Origin of the sequence: Ferrimonas sediminum, from assembly GCF_900100175.1 — a bacterium.
Lineage (GTDB): Bacteria > Pseudomonadota > Gammaproteobacteria > Enterobacterales > Shewanellaceae > Ferrimonas > Ferrimonas sediminum.
Window position 1 is genome coordinate 283,828 of the sequence record NZ_FNEM01000001.1, and the last position, 22,014, is coordinate 305,841.

Annotated in this window: 18 protein-coding genes; 12 read left to right on the forward strand and 6 right to left on the reverse strand. The window is 54.5% G+C overall.

Translation table 11 applies throughout. The features are described from left to right. Positions 1–57 precede the first annotated feature (57 nt). Positions 58–918 carry a nuclear transport factor 2 family protein gene (locus BLT77_RS01285; RefSeq protein ID WP_090360698.1) on the forward strand — a complete coding sequence of 287 codons (861 nt, stop codon included), beginning with the start codon at positions 58–60 and terminating at the stop codon, positions 916–918. Between the two features lie 81 nt (positions 919–999). Here BLT77_RS01285 and BLT77_RS01290 read toward each other — a convergent pair whose 3' ends face one another. After that, positions 1,000–1,956 carry an RluA family pseudouridine synthase gene (locus BLT77_RS01290; protein ID WP_090360702.1) on the reverse strand — a complete coding sequence of 319 codons (957 nt, stop codon included), beginning with the start codon at positions 1,954–1,956 and terminating at the stop codon, positions 1,000–1,002. 145 nt (positions 1,957–2,101) lie between these two features. Continuing rightward, on the reverse strand, positions 2,102–3,718 hold the full coding sequence (locus BLT77_RS01295; RefSeq protein WP_090360706.1) for a methyl-accepting chemotaxis protein: 1,617 nt from the start codon (positions 3,716–3,718) through the stop codon (positions 2,102–2,104). Between the two features lie 769 nt (positions 3,719–4,487). Here BLT77_RS01295 and BLT77_RS01300 point away from each other — a divergent pair. Further along, positions 4,488–4,973: a DsrE family protein gene (locus BLT77_RS01300; protein WP_090360709.1), complete on the forward strand. Its 486-nt coding sequence runs from the start codon at positions 4,488–4,490 to the stop codon at positions 4,971–4,973. A 42-nt stretch (positions 4,974–5,015) separates the two neighbouring features. After that, on the forward strand, positions 5,016–5,513 hold the full coding sequence (locus BLT77_RS01305; RefSeq protein ID WP_090360714.1) for a hypothetical protein: 498 nt from the start codon (positions 5,016–5,018) through the stop codon (positions 5,511–5,513). A gap of 901 nt (positions 5,514–6,414) precedes the next feature. Here BLT77_RS01305 and BLT77_RS01310 read toward each other — a convergent pair. Further along, positions 6,415–9,060, reverse strand: coding sequence for a TrlF family AAA-like ATPase (locus BLT77_RS01310; RefSeq protein ID WP_090360719.1), 2,646 nt, complete (start codon positions 9,058–9,060; stop codon positions 6,415–6,417). Between the two features lie 470 nt (positions 9,061–9,530). On the opposite strand from BLT77_RS01310, the gene BLT77_RS01315 reads away from it, so the two are divergent. Then, positions 9,531–9,992: a CAP domain-containing protein gene (locus BLT77_RS01315; protein WP_176819155.1), complete on the forward strand. Its 462-nt coding sequence runs from the start codon at positions 9,531–9,533 to the stop codon at positions 9,990–9,992. A 352-nt stretch (positions 9,993–10,344) separates the two neighbouring features. On the opposite strand, the gene BLT77_RS01320 is transcribed toward BLT77_RS01315, so the two are convergent. The 3 genes from BLT77_RS01320 to uvrA form a co-directional block, all read right to left on the reverse strand. Then, a complete protein-coding gene (locus BLT77_RS01320; RefSeq protein ID WP_090360730.1) occupies positions 10,345–10,626 on the reverse strand; it encodes a hypothetical protein in 282 nt (93 codons plus the stop codon). Positions 10,627–10,733: 107 nt separating this feature from the next. Continuing rightward, positions 10,734–10,997, reverse strand: a complete 264-nt coding sequence (locus BLT77_RS01325) for a hypothetical protein (protein WP_090360733.1) — start codon at positions 10,995–10,997, stop codon at positions 10,734–10,736. Between the two features lie 74 nt (positions 10,998–11,071). After that, the gene (gene uvrA, locus BLT77_RS01330; RefSeq protein WP_090360736.1) at positions 11,072–13,897 is read right to left on the reverse strand and encodes an excinuclease ABC subunit UvrA; all 2,826 of its coding nucleotides are present in this window, start codon (positions 13,895–13,897) and stop codon (positions 11,072–11,074) included. Positions 13,898–14,095: 198 nt separating this feature from the next. Between uvrA and BLT77_RS01335 the strand changes: the two genes are divergently transcribed. From BLT77_RS01335 to BLT77_RS01370, 8 genes are all read left to right on the forward strand, one after another. Beyond that, positions 14,096–15,463, forward strand: coding sequence for an MFS transporter (locus tag BLT77_RS01335; protein WP_090360739.1), 1,368 nt, complete (start codon positions 14,096–14,098; stop codon positions 15,461–15,463). A gap of 23 nt (positions 15,464–15,486) precedes the next feature. After that, complete coding sequence (locus tag BLT77_RS01340; protein WP_090360744.1) at positions 15,487–16,425, forward strand: type IV pilus assembly protein FimV; 939 nt, start codon at positions 15,487–15,489, stop codon at positions 16,423–16,425. A 64-nt stretch (positions 16,426–16,489) separates the two neighbouring features. After that, positions 16,490–17,134: a single-stranded DNA-binding protein gene (gene ssb, locus BLT77_RS01345; protein WP_090360748.1), complete on the forward strand. Its 645-nt coding sequence runs from the start codon at positions 16,490–16,492 to the stop codon at positions 17,132–17,134. Positions 17,135–17,570: 436 nt separating this feature from the next. Then, a complete protein-coding gene (locus tag BLT77_RS01350; RefSeq protein ID WP_090360753.1) occupies positions 17,571–19,493 on the forward strand; it encodes an EAL domain-containing protein in 1,923 nt (640 codons plus the stop codon). A 125-nt stretch (positions 19,494–19,618) separates the two neighbouring features. Then, entirely contained in the window at positions 19,619–20,479 is an 861-nt protein-coding gene (locus tag BLT77_RS01355) for a type IV pilus biogenesis protein PilM (RefSeq protein WP_143026527.1), read from the forward strand. After that, positions 20,469–21,071 carry a PilN domain-containing protein gene (locus BLT77_RS01360; RefSeq protein ID WP_090360762.1) on the forward strand — a complete coding sequence of 201 codons (603 nt, stop codon included), beginning with the start codon at positions 20,469–20,471 and terminating at the stop codon, positions 21,069–21,071. Before BLT77_RS01355 ends, BLT77_RS01360 begins: the two co-directional genes overlap by 11 nt. Beyond that, positions 21,068–21,739 carry a type II secretion system protein GspM gene (gene gspM / locus BLT77_RS01365; protein ID WP_090360766.1) on the forward strand — a complete coding sequence of 224 codons (672 nt, stop codon included), beginning with the start codon at positions 21,068–21,070 and terminating at the stop codon, positions 21,737–21,739. The genes BLT77_RS01360 and gspM overlap by 4 nt, the downstream gene beginning before the upstream one ends. Beyond that, positions 21,690–22,004, forward strand: a complete 315-nt coding sequence (locus BLT77_RS01370) for an MSHA biogenesis protein MshK (protein ID WP_143026528.1) — start codon at positions 21,690–21,692, stop codon at positions 22,002–22,004. The genes gspM and BLT77_RS01370 overlap by 50 nt, the downstream gene beginning before the upstream one ends. The last annotated feature ends 10 nt before the right edge of the window (positions 22,005–22,014 follow it).

The window sequence follows — 22,014 nt, forward strand, 5'->3', positions numbered from 1 at the left end:
AAAGGAATAATCCCCTCATTGTGATTTTGCAGTCAGTAATGATAAAGGATTTTGACCATGAAGAGCTGGACCAAGACCGTTACAACAAGTTCGGTGCTAGTGTTGTCTCTGGCCACTGCGGCGTGCAGCAACACCTCGCACCAGCAGCCGGAGCCATTGAGCCAAAAGGAGAAGGTGACCGCGCTGTTGAAGAGCATCGAGACCGGCGATGCCGAGCCGGTGAGTTACATCAACCCCAACAAGTACATTCAGCACAATCTGGGGGTGGCCGACGGCCTGGCGGGATTTGGCGCGGCGTTGCAGGCCCTGCCGGAGGGATCGGCCCGAGTGGATACGGTGCGGGTGTTTCAGGATGGGGATTTCGTCTTTGCCCATACCGATTACAACTTCTTTGGCCCCAAGATCGGCTTCGACATCTTCCGCTTCGAGCAGGGGCTGATTGTGGAGCACTGGGACAACCTGCAACAGACGCCGGACAGCGCCAACCCCAGTGGTCGCACCATGACCGACGGCCCCACCCAGGCCGAGGAGCTGGACAGCACCGATGCCAACAAGGCGCTGGTGCAGGGCTTTGTGAACGATGTGCTGGTCAACGGCAAGATGGACACCATCACTCAGTACATCGAGCCGAACTACTACCTGCAGCATAACCCGGGCATCGCCGATGGCCTGGATGGACTGGGTGCGGCCCTGGCCGCCATGGCGGAGCAGGGGATTACCATGGAGTACCAGCAGGTGCACCGGGTGCTGGGCGAGGGCAACTTCGTGCTGACCGTCAGCGAAGGCACTCTGGGGGGGCAGCACACCTCGTTCTACGACCTGTTCCGGGTGGAGAATGGCAAGATTGTCGAGCACTGGGACACCATCGAAGCGATTCCACCGCAGAGCGAGTGGAAGAACGGCAACGGTAAATTCTGAGCCGTACACCGGGACATCATCATCACCCGGGAAACAGACGCCCGGCCTTTTGGCCGGGCGTTTTTCGTTTCGGTGTCGCGGCTAGTCCAACGGCAGTTGATGACGGCGGCAGAACTCGCGCCAATCGTCGGAGTAGTGGGGGTTGGTGACCACTAACTCCGGTGCGTCCGGCGCCAGCTTTATCTCCAGTTCCCGGGCGAACAGCAGGTGATGGCGGGCGCCCAAACGGGCCCGGTCGGCATCGGTGACCGCATCGGCCAGCCGCTTCAGGTAGTAGTCGCCGTCGTTGGCGTAAATCTTGTCGCCGACGATGGCGTGGCCCAGATGAGCCAGGTGGGCACGAATCTGATGTTTGCGACCGGTCACTAACTGGCATTCCACCAGTGCATGCCCCGGTTCCCGGGCCAGTACCCGAAAACGGGTGTGGCTGGCCTTGCCCTTTTCATGGTCACTGACCACGTGCATCTGGCAGCGAATCGGACTGTCGGGCCGGGTATTCAGCTTGCACTGCAGCTCGTGGCTGTCCCACAGCGGGCTGCCGTGGACCACCGCGTGGTAGACCTTGCGCGGCATCAGTTCACTCAGTTTGGGCTGCCAATGGCTGGCGGCGCGCTGATCTTTGGCCATCAGTACGATGCCACCGGTGTCGAGATCGAGCCGGTGCAACAGGTGCGCCTGTTTCCAGGGGCTCTGCCGCCGCACCAGCTGCACCAGGGTGTTGTGAATATTGCGGGTGGTGCGGCTCACCGGCAGGCTGGGGGGCTTGTGCACCGCGATGATCTCCGTGCCTTCCCACAGCAGTTGCCACTGGGTATCGACATCCGGCTCGGCGTAGTCGGTGATGCGGTAGTGGAGCACCTGGCCGGCCACCAGTGCGGGATTGCCCTCGGCGAGCTCACCGTCTATCTCCACCGACGCGGCGGCTTCAAAGGCCTGCCATACGGCGGCATCCAGATAGGGAAACAGCGAACGCAGAAAGCCATACAGCGGCTTGCCGGCGTCTTTGGGGGCAACGATGTCGGTGAAGGTGGCGGTCATGGGGTCTCCGTGGTTTCGGGCAGTGTAGCCTATTTGGGGTTGGCCCAAAACTGCCGCAGTTTCACCCTGGAGGCCCGTTGATGGCAGCCGCGCTTCACAGACCCGGCCGTCTTGACCGGGTCTGTGAGGCAGTGCCGTGCGGTAATCAGGAGATCCTGAACTGGCCTATTTGGCTGTCCAGCTGCTCCGACAGTTGCCCCACCTGGTTGCTGGCGGCATTGGAATCCTCGGCATTCATGACCGTCGATTTGGCTTCGTCACTGATGTTGACGATGTTGCGGTTGATGTCATTGGCCACCGAGGTTTGCTGCTCTACGGCGGTGGCGATCTGGGTTGCCATGCTTGAAATCGTGGCCACTGACTCCGTGATGTGGATAAGGGCTTCGCCGGCCTGGGTTGCCTGCTTGGTGCTGTTCTGTGCCTGCTCCTGACTCCTCTGCATCGCCAATGCAGCATCTTTGGCGCCGCTTTGCAGCTGGCTGATCATCTGCTGAATCTGGTCGGTGGACTCCTGGGTGCGTTTGGCCAAGGTTCGGACTTCATCGGCAACCACGGCGAAGCCGCGCCCCTGTTCTCCGGCACGAGCCGCTTCGATGGCTGCGTTCAAGGCGAGCAGGTTGGTTTGGTCGGCGATGCCGACGATCACATCCAGGATGGTACCGATGTCGTCGACGTTGGTTTCCAGCTTTTGCAGCACCTGGGCGGCGTGTTCGACGCCGCTGGCCAGGCTGTTGATGGAGGCGGTGGTTTGGCTGACAACGGTCTCGCCCTCGATGGCATGCTCATTGGATTCATTGGCTGCCCGGGCCGCTATTTCGGCGTTGTTGGCGACTTCCGTTACCGTTGCCTGCATCTCGTTCATTGCGGCGGCAACCTGATCGGTTTCCGATTGCAACTGCATCATTCCATGGAGGGTTTGGTTGCTGGCGTCCGTTAGTTGGACCCGTGCCGAGGCTAACTGCAGGGTACTTTGATTGAACCCTTGAAAAAGTTCGCGAATATTACCGACAAACTGGTTAAAACTGCGCGCAACTCTGGCGATTTCATCGTTTCCGGAGTCGTCCAGGCGGACGGTTAAATCTTTGGCGCCGGAGGCGATGTTGCTCATCGACGATTCCAGCTCAGCCAATGGTGTTAATGTCCGGCGATAAAGCAGGCCCATCACGGCAATGAGAAACAGGCTTATTAGAAGGCTGCCCCAAAGGACGGCCTGTTCGGCATCACGAGTCGATGTGAGCGTGTGTGCCATCGCCAGTTCGACCTGGGTATCCAGTGACTGAGAAAGTTGATCGAGGTTTTCGGCCAGGATGCTGGACGCCTCATCGAAGCCTCCACTGCCCTTCATTAGGTCGTTTCCTGCCTCCGTCCCCTGATGCAGGTAAGCATCGGCCATTTTGACCCCGGTGTTATGAAGGGCGGTGACCTGCTGCTGAAGCGATCTGGCTTGTTGGGCCAACTCCGGGGCAAAGGTTACCAGCCTGTCCAGGTTCTGTTTGGCACCCTGCAAGCTCGCTTCGGCCTCGGCCTTGGCTTCGTCACTGCGTGTGGCGCCAACATCCGTCAGAAATTGTTGGATCTGAACCACGTAATAGCGACTGTCCTTGAGGGCGAATACGGCATTAACCAGGCGTTCTTCATCGGCTACGCTCTGTCTGGTCTGTTCAAGTTGGTTTTCAGTACTCCAAAACAACACGAACATCGCCAACAGGGAGAGGGTTATCGTCAGCTGAAGCATGCCTTTAATAGAGATCTTAATGTTCATAAATGTCCGATTTATGGATCGTTAGTATCAGTGGCTAAATTTGATCTCCTCGACTACATCGAAAGGTAAGAAGGTTCTCAAGCATTTTCCCGAGGTTTATTTGCTAATGTGAACAAAATCAGTATTTGAGGGGGAAAAGAGCAAAATAATTAGATGGGTTTAGGCTTAATAACCTCTTATGGCGCGAGTAATAATCAAGAATAAGATCAGGGGGTCAGTTATTAATGCTATTGGCTCTATATCATTGCCGGGCATTAAAAGTGAGAATGGATTTTCCTTTCATTTTCGTTTGCCGCTGGGTGACTAACGTTAATTTTGAGGCTGGGGTTGTTGTTCATCAGCGCTTCAACGGCTTTTGCCACCACGAAGCGGTCATTGTAAAGCTGAATAGTGTCTATGGTGTTGAGGGCTCTTCACCCTGCCCGAATCTCTTTCTGGTTGCCTTGTTGAAGGTTCTCCCAGGTAGGATCATCAGGTGGCAACGCATAACGACCGACTCCGCACAAATAGCCTCTCTAACACAACGATGCATGCATTGATGACTACAATATGACGATATATCCAGTGATGACTCCAACAACTTTGAGTGCCTCAGTGATTTGTGCGGTTGTGTGATTTAACGTGCGTCACACTTCTACTGCCTGAATTTTATTCCTGGAGAGAGGGCTCACGCTTTTATGATGCTTTTCTGTATTAGCTATTGCTTATATTGCAATTTCGTTTTATTCATTAGCCCGAACTTTACTAGCACCCGCAATATGGAGAAATCATGAAAAACTTTATCAGCATGAAAACCATGCTAATTGCTTTCAGCTTGGCTTTCACCTGCCTGACAACATCAGCCTTCGCGGTACCAAATGACAGCGTCGCTCTCGGTGACTTGACCGAAGGGAAAATCCTGTTTGATATCAATCTCAGCGCTCCAGAAAGTCTCCCCCTGTATCTGAATGTCATCAAAGAAACCTATGATGGCCTCGAAGCACAAGGCGTTACTCCAGATTTTGTCATCGCCTTCCGTGGCGCGGCCGTTTCTTTTGTTACTTACGAGGCTGCTGATGCTGCCCTGGAAACACAGATCGTAACATTGGCAGGACTGAACGGCGTTAGATTTGAAGCCTGTGCCGTCGCCACGAGATTGTTTGGTGTTGATAATGGTGACATCCTTGCTGACATCAACGTAGTTGGTAACACATTTATTTCCGCCGCTGGGTTTGGCAGCAGCACTAAGGGGTACGCGACAATTCCAATTATGTAACCGTCGCCGTTCGTACACCTTAAAGCTGTAAAGGAAATTACTATGAAAAAAATATCAAAGTTTACTTTGCTCGCCGGTCTATTCGGCACGGCACTGCTGACCGCTGGTTGCGGCAGCGACTCAGATTCAACCCTGCTGCCAACAGAACCCAATGACCGGGTTGCCCTGGCCGGAGAAACTACCGGGAAACTGTTTTTTGATATCAACCTAGCTGACGCCGATAAATTGGGTCTCTACTTTGATGTTATCTTGGAAACCAATAAAGGATTAGAAGAGCAAGGTGTTGAACCAAAGTTTGTCATCGCCTTTCGTGGCCCATCGGTTACCTTAATTAACGATGCCGCCACCGCCAACACCAAGACCGTGATCAAGGCTATGGCTGAACTGCCCAATGTTCGCCTGGAAGCCTGTTCAGTCGCCACAGAGCTATTCGGTGTCGATAATGCAACAATTCTTCCCGAGATTGTAGTCGTTGGTAATACCTTCATCTCCTCTATGGGTTATCAAGCCGTTGGCTATGCACCGGTTTTGATTCAATAGTTGAATTAGTTGCACAGCGTCAACAAAAGAACAAGGGGGCAGAGTAAACTTTATTCTGCCCCCTTAACCTGAGCGGAAAACCGCCTCTGGTTTTCCTTCATAGCCTTTGCGGTATATAACGTAATTAAACTCGCTTTAAGTCATGCTCTGTATACATGGCATACACCTGATTCAACTTCAATGTCGTCTGCATGCCAATTTTCGTATCCGTCTTTTGACACAGTTAGGTTATAGAACCCAGTGCGGTCATAGGCGCCAATCAATGCGTTATATGTTCGGCAATCTGGTCCGCTTGGACTCTCTAACGTTTCTTTATGACTTGAGTTTGAATCAACGCGGTTGCTCCACAAGAGATTGCCTCATCTGTCTGGTTATCGACGATCTCAATCACGATCCCGGTAGTGGCCCGGTGAAATGGACCACGCCTTGTAGCCCAACGGGATCCTGCACGTATAACCCCTTCGTTTCCAAACCGCCATGTCCCCTGCTGGCGCCGAAGCAGGCATCAGCAGCTAACCAGTTTCGTGCTGACTACCAAGGAAATCACCAGAGACTCCTGACGCCACGAAGGGGCCTTCCGGTTAGGTTCTGGCATTGGCCGATTCACTGCCCATTGCGGGCTTTCAGTCGAAGCTCGGAAATGCCCCAAAGTTTTCTAAAACCATCATAGAATCTCATTACTATCGCTTATGACAATAGCCCTGCTTCAATCAGAAGGCAGGGCTATACAGTGATTTGAGTAAGCTAATTTTGCACCAGGCTTGAATAACTTCCACCATAGCTAATCTAGTTGGTTGTGCGCATGTCGCTCAGGTTATGCGCCGTTCATCTACGATACCTGTTGCTCGTTCACTAATAGCAATTTCCCAGTTAACTCCAATGCTAGTTCTAGCAAAAGTATTCAGATTCTGTAGATTTCTTTCCTTTTCGAGAATGCTCGCCTACCACCCTCAAGTATTTCACAACACTGATCCTGGGTCGTTCTGTTGTCTATAGAACCCATACCAACAATTGAAGATTTATCGTTAGAAGCAACAAGCGGAATTACCAACTCGGCATCACCAAGAACTCCTATATTTGAATTATGTGTAACAACAATTATTTGTCTTTTCTCTTTACATTTTCTAAGGTTAGATACCACACTATTGAATATGAACTCTGAATCTAGATTATCCTCAGGTTGATCAATGATAAGAGGGAGATTGCTATCTGATTGAATTAAGATGGATAGCATAATCGATTGCTGCTGCCCCAAACTCAATTCACTGATATCCTTAACATCTGCGTCACCCTGAGATTTGTTGTGACGAGTAACTGTCAATTTCGGTCTTTCTCTAAATGGTATCGACAGAACCTTTTCTAGTGTTAATCCGGAAATATTTATCTTCACATCTTCAATGTCAATATCGCTTAGACCCAAACCAGATAGAAAATCATATCTCTTAAACCTCATATTCTTGTAAAAATCAAGAGGAGATATAGTATTGGCAATCTTGTCACTATTTGCCCATCTATGCCAACCAGTGGCATTCTTAATAAATCTTGAAAATTCTTTGGACAAGTAACCATCACCAACCTTAGCGTGAACAAACAAACCATCAACAGACTCTGAAAGGTCTTGGTTAATTCGAGTGCAGAATTTCATCCTGCGTTTCTGTATTTCACTGCTAATTCTCTCTCGATCTTTAAACAACTTTGCTCTATCAGCTTTAATTTCTTTAAGTCTAATGTCAGACTTTTGAATCTCTTTTTGTCTTCGCTGTAGGTGAGTGATTCTATTGGACAGAGTGACGAACTTCCCTTCATCGTAAGGGATTTTCTTATCGTCTAACTCTTTCTTTTTGACCTCAATCTGCTGCTTTGCAATTCCTTCTTTGCCACGCCAAGCTCTAACCTCAGTCCTGAGAAGATTTAACTTTTGCTCTAACTCATCACTTAACTCTTTATGGTGCCTGTCAACGACGTCCGAGAAATCTTGAACGATACTGAGTACATTATCCACATGATCTTTACCTACATGAACTTTGGTTTTATCGATATTGAGTAACTCGGTTATGTCACTTTTATCGGATAGGACCTCCTTGTATCTTTTGCTAAGTGCGCACAATGACTCTTCTAGCTCTTTTCTGAGTGCTTCTTCCTCAACTAAGCCAGAATGGAGCCTCATCAACTCACCTACGTTCTGCTTCTCGTAGGCACTTTTCATGCTTTCTAGCTCTTGCAGTTCTTTGTCTACGGTAGCTTTTTGAGTGACCTCATTGGTTAGATCCTGTAAATGTTCAAAGTTTGCAGAAAGTTGGACGATTTTTGATTTGTCCTCACCTTTCAGATGTTTAACGTTTGTAAACCCATCAAAGAATTTCAGAAGCTTATTGTCTTTATCATCTTCGCCAACACTATTTGAAAAGGTAGTGAAACCTTGAGAGTAAGCTTCTAATGAAACTTGAGCATCGATGAAATTAGAATTTGTATCGATACATGTTAAGGTTCCATGCTCAAGTGTGTAGTTGAACTCTTGACCAGCTTCATCCTCGTATATGAGTTCAATCTTTGATGGCCAAGCATTACTTTTTTGAACCGCTGTGGTATCTACGGGGTTGTTCGATGCCTCCTGGATAGCTGTCACAAGAGTAGATTTTCCAGTACCTCGACCACCGATAATGCAGTTCATGTTATTACTTAGTTGAATAGTCATCCCATCCAGTATTCCACCCAAAGCTTTGATTTCTTTAAACCTTGGTGGGGCGACAGGAACATCATCTTCAAGCCTAACCCTAGAGTCATGGCTGATTAGGGCAATTCTCAACCCATCGAAACTTAGCTCATCTAACTTGAAGCGAGTTAGGCGTTCTGCACCAGATGCATTTTTACCGAATGCATTCATAGAATGTGCATCCGAAGACATCACTTTGGCTAACTTGTTACAATCGGGTAACCTATGACTTTGATTTCTCTTCTTCATCGCATGTTTTCTATCTGGATTCTCATCATCCTGTGTATAGAAATTCACCGATTCATGATTTTTGATTTCGAGAGCAAATATCGAAGGGTGTTGAAAGGCTCCATCAAATATTTCATTAAACTTGCCAATACTTGCTTCAAACCCAGAGTCTACCTCTATATGAGCTAGGATGCCAAAACCATTATATTTTTTAACATACTCTAAGGACTCATAGATTCCTTGGGTTGAAAACCTTTTATCATGATCGAAGTTCAATTTGCCGTAGAAATTTTCTAGATCTTGGGTAGTGGGGAAGTAGGCAAGTAGATGACCTTGTGTCGTCGATATTTCAATTCCAGGTATAACTAGAATATCTTTGTTACCTTCAGACAAGTTAACCGCAGTAATGGAATTGGCAATCTTATTGTGGTCTGTGATACTAATGATCGAGAGGTCTTGTTCTATTGCTTTTGCGATGATGCCTTCAGGTGTCATCCGCTCATCAGTAACATCGTATGAGCCACCAGAACCAAAGCTGTGAATGTGTAGATCTCCTCGATGAAACTTTGCCCCACTAGCCATCTTATACGCCTCTAAAATATTCAACTAAATACTCAATTCATCTTACAGCCAGGGGTTCTATATGTCATCAATTTCATTGAGGTGGTATTTGATATAAATCATTGATAGCATTAGCAAGTTCCCACTCAATTTTCTGAAGCTTACTATGGTTTATTTACCCTATACAGTTTGTAGTGACTAGGTGTGGCAATCAGTTTTTCCCTAAATTTTCTAATCCAAATTTTGTTAATTTGCTAAATGTTCCAACTCACGCCATTCCAAAAGTGACTAAGAACCAATGACCGCTACTGGCGCCAAAGCAGTCACTAGCTAACTGCTAATAGTGAATTTGGAGTGTGGCGTTTTAGGAAGGCGATTAACCTCCGTCGTTGATACTTTAATGGGCGCGTGCCAAGATTCGCGCATACTGCGTTGGCAGGGTTAATCGGTTCATTTCCGGGGGCGTGATGCGTTGGTTTGTGTTGGTGTTGATAACCACATTGAGCGGAGTTGGGATGGCTGTGGCTGCCGATGAGGCCGGTTTGAGCCAATGCCGGGATAACCTGCCTGAGCTGGTAGAGCGCATCAATGCCATTCGGGCCAGTGGGCAGTTGTGCGGCGAAGTCCGTTACCCGGCAGTGGCACCCTTAGAAGCCAATACGTTGCTGCAACAAGCCGCCTGGAACCACGCCTCCAATATGGCCAACTACAACTTTCTCAGTCATACCGGCCTGGATGGCAGTGACGTGGGCCAGCGCGTGATCGATCTGGGGTATGAGTGGCAGTTTGTCGGTGAAAACATTGCCGCCGGTCAGCCCAATGTGGATACCGCAGTCAAAGAGTGGCTGGCCAGCCCTGGCCACTGCCAAAACCTGATGTCACCGGAATACCGGGAAACCGGGGTCGCCTGTGTCGCCAATTCGGATTCGGAATACGGTTTTTACTGGACTCAGGTATTTGCGGTGGGGTTTGATTAATTAAGTATGAAATTGGAAATATTATTACTATGTCCAATCAAATAATTTTAGTGAACTCATCTTCCAGTAACAGACCATTTGTTGAAGATGAGCGAATACCTTGCCCTCATTGTTACCACAATACTTAGAGCAAGCCCTATATCCTTACTGATTGTTAGTGTGTTAATTGGTGGCGATTCAGTTTTCGGTGGCATCCTTAATCCTTAATCCTGAATCCTTGTTTAGAGTGTCTACTACCGAAAACTAAGACTAATGACGTTATGTAATCAGCACCTCTGAGGTTCAAGGCATCAGGCTTAGGCGAGCGGAAGCGCTGATTGGCCAGAATTGGTATCTGGCCATACTGCCGTAGTTACTGCCACTCACCCTGTGCCTGTTCGTGGCGAATCACCTGATAGACGGCGATGTTGGCCATGGTCAGGTTGCGCACCAGCTCTGGGATGCACTGCATCGGCAGTTCGCACTGGTAGCCGTGGGGCAGGGCGATGAGTTTGCGGCTGTGGTCCGGGCCAAGAAAGTCGCTGAGAATGGTTTTGGCGGCGCCGTTGGATTCCGCTACTTCAAAGGTGACCCGGTAGAGATCGCTTGAGTAGTCTTTGGGAGTGCCCTGAATCTGGGTGTCGCTAGAACGCATGAGATCTTCCTGTGGTTGGCTGCTTTTGGCCAGCGTTTAAGCGCCATTATTGGCGTAACCGTCGAACAGTTCAATCTTGACATCCCGTCCGAGTTTGGGCGGGTGGCTCACACCACGCCGTTGCGTTTCAGCCCTCGGTGAACGTTGCGGCACAGCTTGCCCAAGCGGGAGATATCGCCCAGTTTGGGCACCTCTCCATGCTCCAGCCGGGTTTCCCAGTCGCACAGTTCGGTGTCCACCAGCTCCAGCAGTTTTTTGGGGCAGCCAATGCACTTGCCGCCACACAGCTCGGCTTCGGGCACGCCAAAGGGGAAGGCGTCCCGGGCCTGTTGAATCAGCTGGATCATGGCGGTGTGGCAATCGGGTTTCATAGCGGTGTTGGTGCTTAAACAAAGAGGCCCAGTCTCTCGCGACCGGGCCTGGTGGGTCAATATCGGCGTTGCTGTCAGCCGAGCAGCGGCTTCAGGAAGCGGGCGGTGTGCGAGGCCTTGTGCTTGGCCACCTGTTCCGGTGTGCCGGTAACCAGAATCTCGCCGCCACCGGAACCGCCCTCGGGGCCGAGGTCCACAATCCAGTCGGCGGTTTTGATCACATCGAGGTTGTGCTCAATCACCACTACGGTGTTGCCGTGGTCACGCAGCCGGTGCAGTACGTCCAGCAGCATCTGAATGTCCTGGAAGTGCAGGCCGGTGGTGGGCTCGTCCAGAATGTACAGGGTTTTGCCGGTGTCGCGCTTGGACAGCTCCCGCGCCAGTTTCACCCGCTGGGCTTCACCGCCGGAGAGGGTGGTGGCCGACTGGCCCAGGCGGATGTAGGACAGGCCCACGTCCATCAGGGTTTGTAGCTTGCGGGCAATGGCCGGTACCGGGTCGAAGAACTGACGCGCCTCTTCGACGGTCATCTCCAGCACTTCGTGAATGCTCTTGCCCTTATAGTGCACCTCCAGGGTCTCGCGGTTGTAGCGCTTGCCCTTACACTGGTCGCACGGCACGTACACATCCGGCAGGAAGTGCATCTCTACCTTGATAACGCCGTCGCCCTGGCAGGCTTCGCAGCGGCCGCCGCGCACGTTGAAGGAGAAGCGACCGGGCTTGTAGCCCCGGGCGCGGGATTCGTGAGTACCCGCAAACAACTCCCGAATCGGGGTGAAGATGCCGGTGTAGGTGGCCGGGTTGGAGCGGGGGGTACGACCGATGGGACTCTGGTCGATGTCCACCACCTTGTCGCAGTTATCCAGGCCCTGGATGCTGGTGTAGGGCGCCGGTTCGTCGACGCTGGCACCGTTCAGTTCGATGTGTGCCAGCTTGTAGAAGGTGTCGTTGATCAGGGTCGACTTGCCAGAGCCGGACACGCCGGTAATGCAGGTCATCAGGCCGCAGGGGATGGTCAGATCCACCTGCTTCAGGTTGTTGCCGCTGGCGCCTTTGAGTTCAATGACGCTGTCTTTGTTGAATGCCACCCGTTGTTCGGGAATGGCGATCTGTTTCTTGCCAGACAGGTATTTGCCGGTAAGTGAGTGCTCGCTAGCGCAGATGGCCTGGTAGTCACCCTGGGCCACCACCTCGCCGCCGTGAACGCCGGCACCGGGGCCGATGTCGACAATGTGGTCGGCGGTGCGAATGGCGTCCTCGTCGTGTTCCACCACGATCACCGTGTTACCCAAATCCCGCAGGTGGGTCAGGGTGCCGAGCAGCCGTTCGTTGTCGCGCTGGTGCAGGCCGATGGAGGGCTCATCCAGCACGTACATCACACCCACCAGGCCGGCGCCAATCTGGCTGGCCAGACGAATGCGCTGGGCTTCGCCGCCAGACAGGGTTTCGGCCGAGCGCGACAGCGTCAGGTAGTTCAGGCCCACGTTCACCAGGAAGCCGAGGCGGTCGCAAATCTCTTTCAGTACCTTCTCGGCAATCTGGGCCCGTTGCCCCTCCAGCTCGATGCTCTGGAACCACTCCAGCGCCTGGCCGATGGACCACTCCGCCAGGATCGGCAGGTTGATCTCATTCACGAACACGTTGCGGGCTTCTTCCCGCAGCCGCGAGCCGCCACAGCTGCGGCAGCTGGAGGTGCTGATGTATTTGGTCAGCTCCTCGCGCACCGAGTTGGACTCGGTGTCTTTGTAGCGGCGCTGCATGTTGTTGAGAATGCCTTCGAACGGGTGGTTGCGGGTCACCACATCGCCACGGTCGTTGACGTACTTAAAGGCGATGCTCTGGCGGCCGGAGCCGTTAAGCACCACGTCGCGGGCTTTCTTGGGCAGATCTTCAAACGGCTCATCCAGGTCGAACTGGTAGTGTTCGGCCAGGGATTTGAGCATCTGGTAGTAGTAGAAGTTGCGTTTGTCCCAGCCGCGGATGGCGCCGCCGGCCAGCGACAGCTCCGGGTTAGTGATCACTCGCTGCGGATCGAAAAACTGCTGCACTCCCAGGCCGTCACAGGTGCCACAGGCCCCGGCAGGGTTGTTAAAGGAGAAGATCCTCGGCTCCAGTTCGCTCATGGCGTAGCCACAGAGCGGGCAGGCGAAGTTGGCCGAGAAGATCAGCGGTTCGGCGTCGGCGTCGTCCATGCTGGCAACGTGAACCACGCCGCCGGAGAGTTCCAGCGCGGTTTCAAACGATTCCGCCAGTCGCTGGGCCAGGTCGTCGCGAACCTTGAAACGGTCGACCACCACTTCGATGTTGTGCTTTACGTGCAGATCCAGCGGCGGTGGATCCGACAGGTCGCAGACCTCGCCGTCGATGCGGGCACGAATGTACCCCTGGGCGGCCAGTCCCTCCAGCAGTTTGGTGTGTTCACCTTTACGGCCCTGGACCACCGGCGCCAGCAGCATCTGCTTACTGCCCGAGGGCAGGGTCAGAACCTTGTCCACCATCTGGCTGACGGTCTGCGCTGCCAGCGGCTGGCCGTGGGTGGGGCAGCGCGGCTCGCCGACCCGGGCAAACAGCAGTCGCAGGTAGTCGTATACCTCGGTAATGGTGCCCACGGTAGAGCGCGGGTTGTGAGAGGTGGACTTCTGCTCAATGGAGATGGCCGGCGACAACCCCTCGATGTGGTCGACGTCGGGCTTTTCCATCAACGACAGAAACTGGCGGGCGTAGGCCGACAGCGATTCCACGTAGCGGCGCTGGCCTTCGGCATACAGGGTATCGAACGCCAGCGACGACTTGCCTGATCCCGACAGCCCGGTAATCACAATCAGCTTGTCGCGGGGAAGGGTCAGGGAGATGTTTTTCAGGTTATGGGTGCGGGCGCCGCGGACGTCAATCTGATCCATGATACTGCCAGAGTTAAAAACAATTTGATCAGTATCGCATAATCTCTATTGCTAAGGCACTTCCACAAAATCGATGGTCTTAATCTGCATTATAAAGTCCAGTTTAAGGGCGGCGGGTGTTCACACCGGCACAGATTGGCACTGTGCAGCGTGTTCAGCTCTGGTAAACTGTCGCCCCCGGAGCGCTCCAGTAAGAGGATGCATGCAGTGAGTAATGGGTTGAACCCTACCGAACGCCGAGCGGCGTTTACCCTGGCCAGTGTTTATGGCCTGCGGATGTTTGGGTTATTTTTGATTATGCCGGTGCTGGCGATTTATGGTCAGCATCTGGACGGCTTCTCCCCCATGTGGGTCGGATTGGCCATTGGTGGCTACGGCCTGACGCAGGCGTTGCTGCAGATCCCGGCGGGCATGCTGTCGGACAAATACGGTCGTAAACCGGTGATCACCGTCGGCCTGATCCTGTTTATCATTGGTAGTCTGGTGGCGGCCACCGCCGACAGCATTCAGATGGTGACGGTGGGGCGTGCCCTGCAAGGCATGGGTGCGGTGGCCTCGGCGGTGCTGGCCCTGGCGTCGGATCTGACCCGGGAAGAGCAACGCCCCAAGGTGATGGCGGTGATCGGCTCCTTCATCGGCCTGTCGTTTGCCATCAGCCTGGTGGCCGGCCCGACGTTGGCGTCCTCCATGGGGTTGAGCGGCCTGTTCTACCTGACCGCGGTGCTGGCTTCGGCAGCGCTGCTGGTGGTGCATGGTCTGGTGCCCAATGCGGTACGCCAGGCGCCCACCGGTGATGTGGTGGCGGTTCCGACCCGGTTCCTGAAGATGCTCAAGAACCCGCAGCTGCTGCGCCTGGACATCAGCATCTTCGCCCTGCACTTCATTATGTGCGCGCTGTTTGTGGCCCTGCCCATTGCCGTGGTCGACAGCGGCCTGGCGGCCACCTCCCACTGGAAACTGTACCTGCCGGCGTTGCTGCTGAGCTTTGTGCTGATGGCACCGATGATCATCTTCTCGGTTCGCAAGCAGGACAGCCGTCGTCCGTTCCTGATGGCGATGCTGTTGCTGATGGGATCGATGCTGATGATGGCCTCCGCCCACCACAACCTGTGGGTGCTGGGGGCGGCGACACTGGTGTTTTTCACCGGCTTTAACTACCTGGAAGCCTCGCTGCCGACACTGATCTCCCGCCTGAGTCCGGCCGGTGACAAGGGGTCGGCCATGGGCATCTACTCCACCAGCCAGTTTATGGGAGCGTTCTTTGGTGGCTCCATCGGCGGTGGCATGTACACCATGTTCGGTGCCGAAGGGGTATTCCTGGCGTGTGCCGGCCTGACCCTGCTGTGGTTTATGCCGATGCTGGGCCTGAAAAACCCTCGTTCGGTCAAGAGCATTACCATGGACGCGCACATCGATAGCGACGCCCACGCCAAGACCCTGGCCAGCCAGTTACTGGCTCAGCCCGGAGTGGCAGAAGTGACCCTGATTATCGAACAGCAGGCGGCCTACCTGAAGGTCGAGGAGCCGTTTGATATTGAACAAGCCCGGCAGTTACTGGCGAACTGATAGCGAAGGCTGAGGGGAACACGATGGCCAAGGGAGTGGTGTTTTGGTTGTTGTTGCTGTCAACCGCATCGGTGCATGCCCGAAACGTGGAGCACCTGAGTATCAACCAGGTGCACTCCCGGCCGGGCGAGCCCCTTGAGCTGACCATTAATGTGGTCGGCGACGCCTTTGTGGTGGAACAGCTGCGCTTCTTTCTGGTTCAGGATGGCCACCGCACCCTACTGCACCGCTCTTCGGTCAACAACTATAAGCTGCACCTCGAGGGCAGTGAGCCGGTGAACGGCAACCGCGCCGAGGTGCTGGTGTCCAGCCTGTTTCACGATTCCGCCGATACGCAGATTCACTTTAGCGTGACACTGGATGGCGACAAGGCGCACTCACCGCAGGTGATGACCAGCGTACAACCGGTTGCGGCAGCCACCGTTACGGCCGCCGCCCCGCGAACCCGCTCCGCTACCCTGAAGGCGTGCCCGCTGAACGGCAACAGCTTCTGGTCCATGAGCCGGGAGTTGGCTCCGCAACTGGGTTTGGGCCATTACGGCGCCATGATGGCGTTGCTGCAGGTTAACCCAGACTGCTTTACCAATGGCGATCCGCAGAAACTGCACTGCGAGGCCCTGGCCTGCCCGCCGGCCCTGGTATTGAACCAGTGGCAGAACGAAGCCCGGGCCAAGCTGGCGTTTTACCGCGCTCCCGAAGTCAAACCTCGGCCTGCCATCGTGATGGACAAACGCTCCTTGTGGTCGGTGGCCAGGGACACCGCCACGAAGATGGGGCTGGGCCGCTACGGTGCCTTGATGGCGTTGGTGCAGGCCAACCCCGGCTGTTTTCGAAGTGGCAATCCAAATTACCTGATTTGCGAGCAGCTTAGCTGGCCGGAGGCCAAGATTATTGGCCACTGGAACTCAGAGGTCAGTGCCAAAAAGCGATTTGAAAGCTTGAGCAAAGCCGGCGTCAGGTGATGATCCTGCCACACTGCTGTGGTACCCTTGCTCGATTAGAGAAAATTCAGAATTGGAGACAACGATGGCCAGCCGTGGCGTCAATAAAGTGATTCTCGTTGGTAACCTGGGACAAGATCCCGAGGTTCGTTATATGCCGAACGGTAACGCCGTGGCAAACATCACCGTAGCAACCAGTGAAACCTGGAAAGACCAGCAGGGTCAGCAGCAGGAGCGCACTGAATGGCACCGTGTGGTGATGTTCCGTCGTTTGGCTGAAATCGCCGGTGAATACCTGCGTAAAGGCTCCAAAGTCTACCTGGAAGGCAAACTGCAAACTCGCAAGTGGCAGGACAACAACGGCCAGGATCGTTACACCACCGAAGTGGTGGCGGAAGAGATGCAGATGCTCGATTCCCGTGGCGGCCAGCAGGGCGGCGGTTTCCAGGGTGGCCAGCAAGGCGGTGGCTTCCAGGGCGGCCAGCAAGGCGGTCAACAGGGCGGTGGTTTCCAGGGTGGCCAGCAGGGCGGCCAGGGTAACTACGGCGGTGGTCAGCAGTCTGCGCCTCAGCAGAACTACGCGCCACGTCAGCAGGCAGCACCCGCACAGCAGAAGCCGGCCGCGCCTCAGCAGCCTGCCCAGCAAAAGCCGGCCGCGCCACAGCAGACAGCCCAGCAGAACTACACCCCGGATCTGGACGATGGCTGGGATGACGATATCCCGTTCTAGGATTCCGGTGTCACTCTGGACAGATTAAAAAAAGGCCCTGACTCGTCAGGGCCTTTTTATTTTCGGTATGGCGGTGGGGCGGGGCCAAGTGCGACGCGCCGCACTCCGCGGAACGGATGCCGTTTACGTTGCCGCTCTGTCAGCGGCAAAGAGCCGGGCCAATACGGCGGCAATCCATAGCCAATGCCCGCCGGAAGAGGCTTTTCGATATTGACGGAGCAATTTACTCGCTGTGCATATTGGAGTACCGTGATCGCTATGGCATGTCATGCTGCGGGTTTCATTGGTAAGTTCATTGGCGGTGGGGGAGAGTGCCGTCGTTCAAGCGTTCACTGAGACAATAAATTCACTGAATTTTCCTGCTGGCGAACCGCCTTTAGGAATGGATGATTAAGATAAGCCCGGCAAGGACAAGATCGGGCAGACAGGGGCGTCGATGAAGAAAACCCAGGAACAGACCCAGCGCTTAATTGCGTTTTGGGTCGCCTCTTTGAGTATCGTGGTGTTTGCGCTGCTGGTCAGTGCCTGGACCGCCGCCTACTCCCACTCCAGCCGCAACCAACAACAGAATGTGCAGCACCTGGCCGCGACACTGGAGCGGCAGTTTTTCCGCAATGCGGATCTGTCGGCGCTGGATCGCTGGCTACCGGACATGCTGCTCAGCTATGAGTTTTCCCGTTTCGGTCTGGTGCGGGACGGCCAGGATCTGTATCGCTGGCAGGCGCCCTTCCCGCTGCATCGGCGTCAGAATCATTTCGACATTCGCCTCTCTAATGAAGTGCACATGCAGGTGGTCATGCCCGCGCCGCAGATTCTGACCGGCTTTTCCGGCAGAGAGTGGGCGGTGATTTTTGCCGGCTTGCTGGCTTCGGTGGCGATGGTGGTTGTCGGCTACTTCTGGTTGTCGCGGGAGATGAACGGGGTGGAGATGCTGGCCAGGCGGAGTCGGAAAATATTGGCGGGCGATCTGTCGGCGGCCGCCCATGCCGCCTCCGGCGAGCGCCCCATCAGCGCGGCCCGGGCCATCAGCCGGTTGCATCGCAGCTGGAATCACGAGCGCCAGGCCAAGAAAAACCTGGACCACTACATTCGAGCCAACACCTTTCTCGATGCCAATCTGGGCATCGGTAACCGCTCCTTCTTTGAGCACCGGCTGCAGGCGTTTGCCGAGCAGGGTGAAATTAAACAGCAAGGCATGGTCAGCCTGATTCAGTTTACGGCGCTGGAAGGCATTCCGGCGGCGGAGCGTAAGGCGTTCATGATCCAGTTCATCGATCTGACCCGGCCGCTGATTGCCGGCTATTTTGATGCGGTATTCGCCAGCCGCAGCTCTTTGGAGCTTGGGCTGTTGATTCCGCAGCTGCCGCTGAAGGAGTGTGAAGGGCTGCTGGCCAAACTGGTCAAGGTGGGCAACATGTTGTCGCTGCCCAAGGCGGTGGACGCCGAAGAGCTGATGCACATCGGGGTGGCCTACTACAACCGTGGCGACACACCGGATCAGGTGATGAGCGAAGCGGAGATGGCGCTGAGGGCGGCTCAGCTTCAGGGCGACAGCGGCTGGTTCATGTATGACAAGGGGGCGGTAGACAGGGAGTTGGCCCAGGGCTCGGTGCGCTGGCGATCGATGATTGAAAACGCCCTCTCCCGCGATGGTCTGGTGATCTACATGGCGCCGGTGAAAGACCACCAGGGTGGCCTGAACCACCTGGAGGTGTTCAGCCGCATGCGCAACAACCAGGGAGAGCTGATGCGGGCCAGCCTGTATCGGCCCATGGCCTGGCGATGTGGGTTGATTCCACAGATCGAGTTGCGACTGGTTGAGATCGCCCTGCGTCAGTTACGAGACCACGACTGGCCGGCGGCGATATCGGTGAATGTGTCGGCGGAGTCGCTGCTGCATGAGCGCTTCATTAAACGGCTGAAGATGATCCTCGCCAGCTACAGCACTCGTCGTCAGCAGTTGATCGTGGAGATCAACGAGCGCGAGTTGGTCAGCCAGGCCGATAAGTTGGAAAAGCCGCTGCGGCAGCTGCAGGCGGCAGACTGTCTGCTGGCGGTGGATGGGGTTGGGCAATCCGTCGAAGAATTGGACTATATCGACCGCTTTGCCGTTAACTACCTTAAATTGCACACTAGCCTGTCGCAGAAAATACACCTTCGCCCAGAAAATCAACTGTATATCGGTAGTCTGGTAAAAAGCTTGGCTCACTCTAAAGTCAAAGTCATGGCAGAGGGGGTCGAGCTGGAAGCGGAGCGACAGCGATTGTCGATGCTGGATGTCGTGGCCTATCAAGGCGCCCTTGCTGGCAAGGCAACGCCAAAATTGCAGCAGATAAAGTCGCAATTTAAGGCTTTTTGACACTGTCAGGCTATTGACGCCTATGGATGGTTACCGTTAGGGAATGTGGTAATATAGCAAAATGGGTGTTTAACTAACTGACATCGCTTAAATAACTAATTAGCTTCAATGTAAAAGGCGGTTTTATGGGAATCTTTTCTCGCCGGTCAGCAGAGCCGGTGCTGATGGGTGGTTATTGGGTGGGCAATTTATGCCACCTCGCTGTCGAGAATTTCCGTCTGCCACCACTTTCTGTGGATAATCCAGACTCCTGGAAAGCAGCCTTTAACAGTTTACCCAATCTCCCTAAAGTGATTCGCTTACTGCTCAGTTCCGATCTCTATGAGGTGATCACCGTCGATCGCCCCAATGTCGATGCGGCAGAGTTGCGGGCGGCACTGACCTGGTCGGTGAAAGACCTCAGTGGCATTCCCCTTGAGCACCAGCACCTGGACTTTTTCGAACTCAAGGTACAGCCGGCGGGCCCGAAAAAACTGCAGGTAGTGGTGGCGGATAAGCGCAAGCTGGCCCCTCTGGTTACGGCGCTGCAGAAGCAGAAAGTGCGTATTGAGCTGATTACCATTGAAGAGATTGCCCTGACGAATCTGATGCCGAAAGATGAACGGCCTCAACTGATGTTGTGCCAGCAGCAGGACAACCAGTTGAACCTGGTGGTGTCGGTGGGCGGCGAGTTCGTGTTAAAGCGCCCCATCAGCGGTGTCCAGTTTGTCGAGGGGCAGGATGATGTCGGCCGTCAGACCCAGTTTGATTTTTTGACCCTGGAGCTGCAGCGATCGCTGGATTATCTGGATCGGCAGTTGCGGCTGTCGGCGCCCTCCAGCATCAACCTGCTGCTGCCGGTAGAGCTGCAGCAGTGGTTGGAACCCAGAATTCAGACCTTTTTTGAGATTCCCGTGGTGCAGGTTGCCAGTGTTGATTGCGATGTGCTGCAGTGCATCGCCAAGGCGGCCCTGGCAGAAGCTCCCGAGGTGATGGATGAAGCATAGAGTAAACCTATTCAGCCCGGATCTGCTGCCTCAGCAGATTCGGCTTAACTTCAATCGCACCGCCTCAGCACTGGCGTCCGTACTGGTCCTGATGGTGGCGGTGTACGGTTGGCTGAGTTACCTGAATCAGCAGGCCGGTGCCGAGCTGGCCAGCCTGCAGCAGCAACAGGCGAGCCAGCAGCAGCAGATCAAACAGCTCACCGAGCAGATGACCGCTCGCCAGCCGGATCCGCACCTGTTGCAGCAAGTGGAGATTTTGCAGCGTCAACTGGATGCCATGGAGTCGCTGGGGCTGGAGCTGGATCGTCGCAGCGTGATGGCCAATCCGGGCTTTTCCAACCTAATGAAAGAGCTGGCGCAAAGCAGTGATCAACAGGTGTGGTTGCAGCGATTCGGGGTGTCCGACAACGGCATTGTGTTGCAGGGGCTGGCACAGTCGCCGGCCGCCGTCCCCCAGTGGCTGGCCAGGCTGGGCCTGAAAGAGTCGCTGCGGGGCCGCTCCCTGAGTCAGTTTACCCTCCAGGGTGGCACGGATGGTCCGGTGACCTTTGTGGTGGGGCACGGTCTCGAAGGTGAGGAGGAGGGCGAGTGAATCGTATCGAGAAACTGAGAAGCCAGTTTGATGTCCTCAGCGTTCGAGAGCGCGGCCTGATCTTTGGCGGCGGTCTGGTGGTGTTGGCCATGTTGCTGTTTACCCTGCTGGTGGAGCCGATGTGGTTGAAGTTGCAGCGGAGCCAAAACAGCATCGCTGCCATCGAGGCGCAGTTGCCCGCCTATCAGGCACAGGTGATGGAGTTGAACGACCGGCTGGCGTCCGACCTGGATGAGGCCAATCGGCGCAAGATGGGCGAGCTGTCCGATCAGATTGCCCTGGAGCAGTCAAAATTGGGGGAGCGGGTTATTGGCCTGATTCTGCCCGAACAGATGCCGGCGGTACTGGCGCAGATGCTGACCAGTGCGTCCCAGGTGGAGCTGGTATCACTGGTCTCCAACCCTGCTGAGCCCCTGTCGGCGGCCAGCTCCCTGTATCAACACGGGCTGACGCTGACCCTGAGAGGGGAGTACTTTGGCCTGATGAAGGTACTGGCGAAGATGGAGTCCCTGCCGCAGCAGTTTTATTGGCAGAAAGTGAATTATCAGGTGGAAGAGTATCCGATGGCGATCATGACCCTGGATATTTATACCTTAGGAACAGAGAAGGAGTTGATTCGTGTTGGTACGCGTCTTCGTAGTGATACTGAGCTGTTTTCTGTTTACTGAGGTACAGGCACAGCCATTAAGAGATCCCACCCAGCCACCGGCCTGGGCGGCCCCGTCGCAGGCGGCGGCGCCGGTTTCCAATTCCGGCAAGCTGCAATCCATCGTGGTGTCTGACACCAAGCGGGTGGCCATTATAGGCGGCAAAAGCTATGGCCGTGGCGGCCAGGTACTGGGATCCAGAATTACAAGAATCGAGCGGGATGCAGTCTGGCTGGCCGATGGCCGAAAGCTGGTGCTGTTTCCGAAGTTAGGTGTTCAATTATGAAGAAAATCAG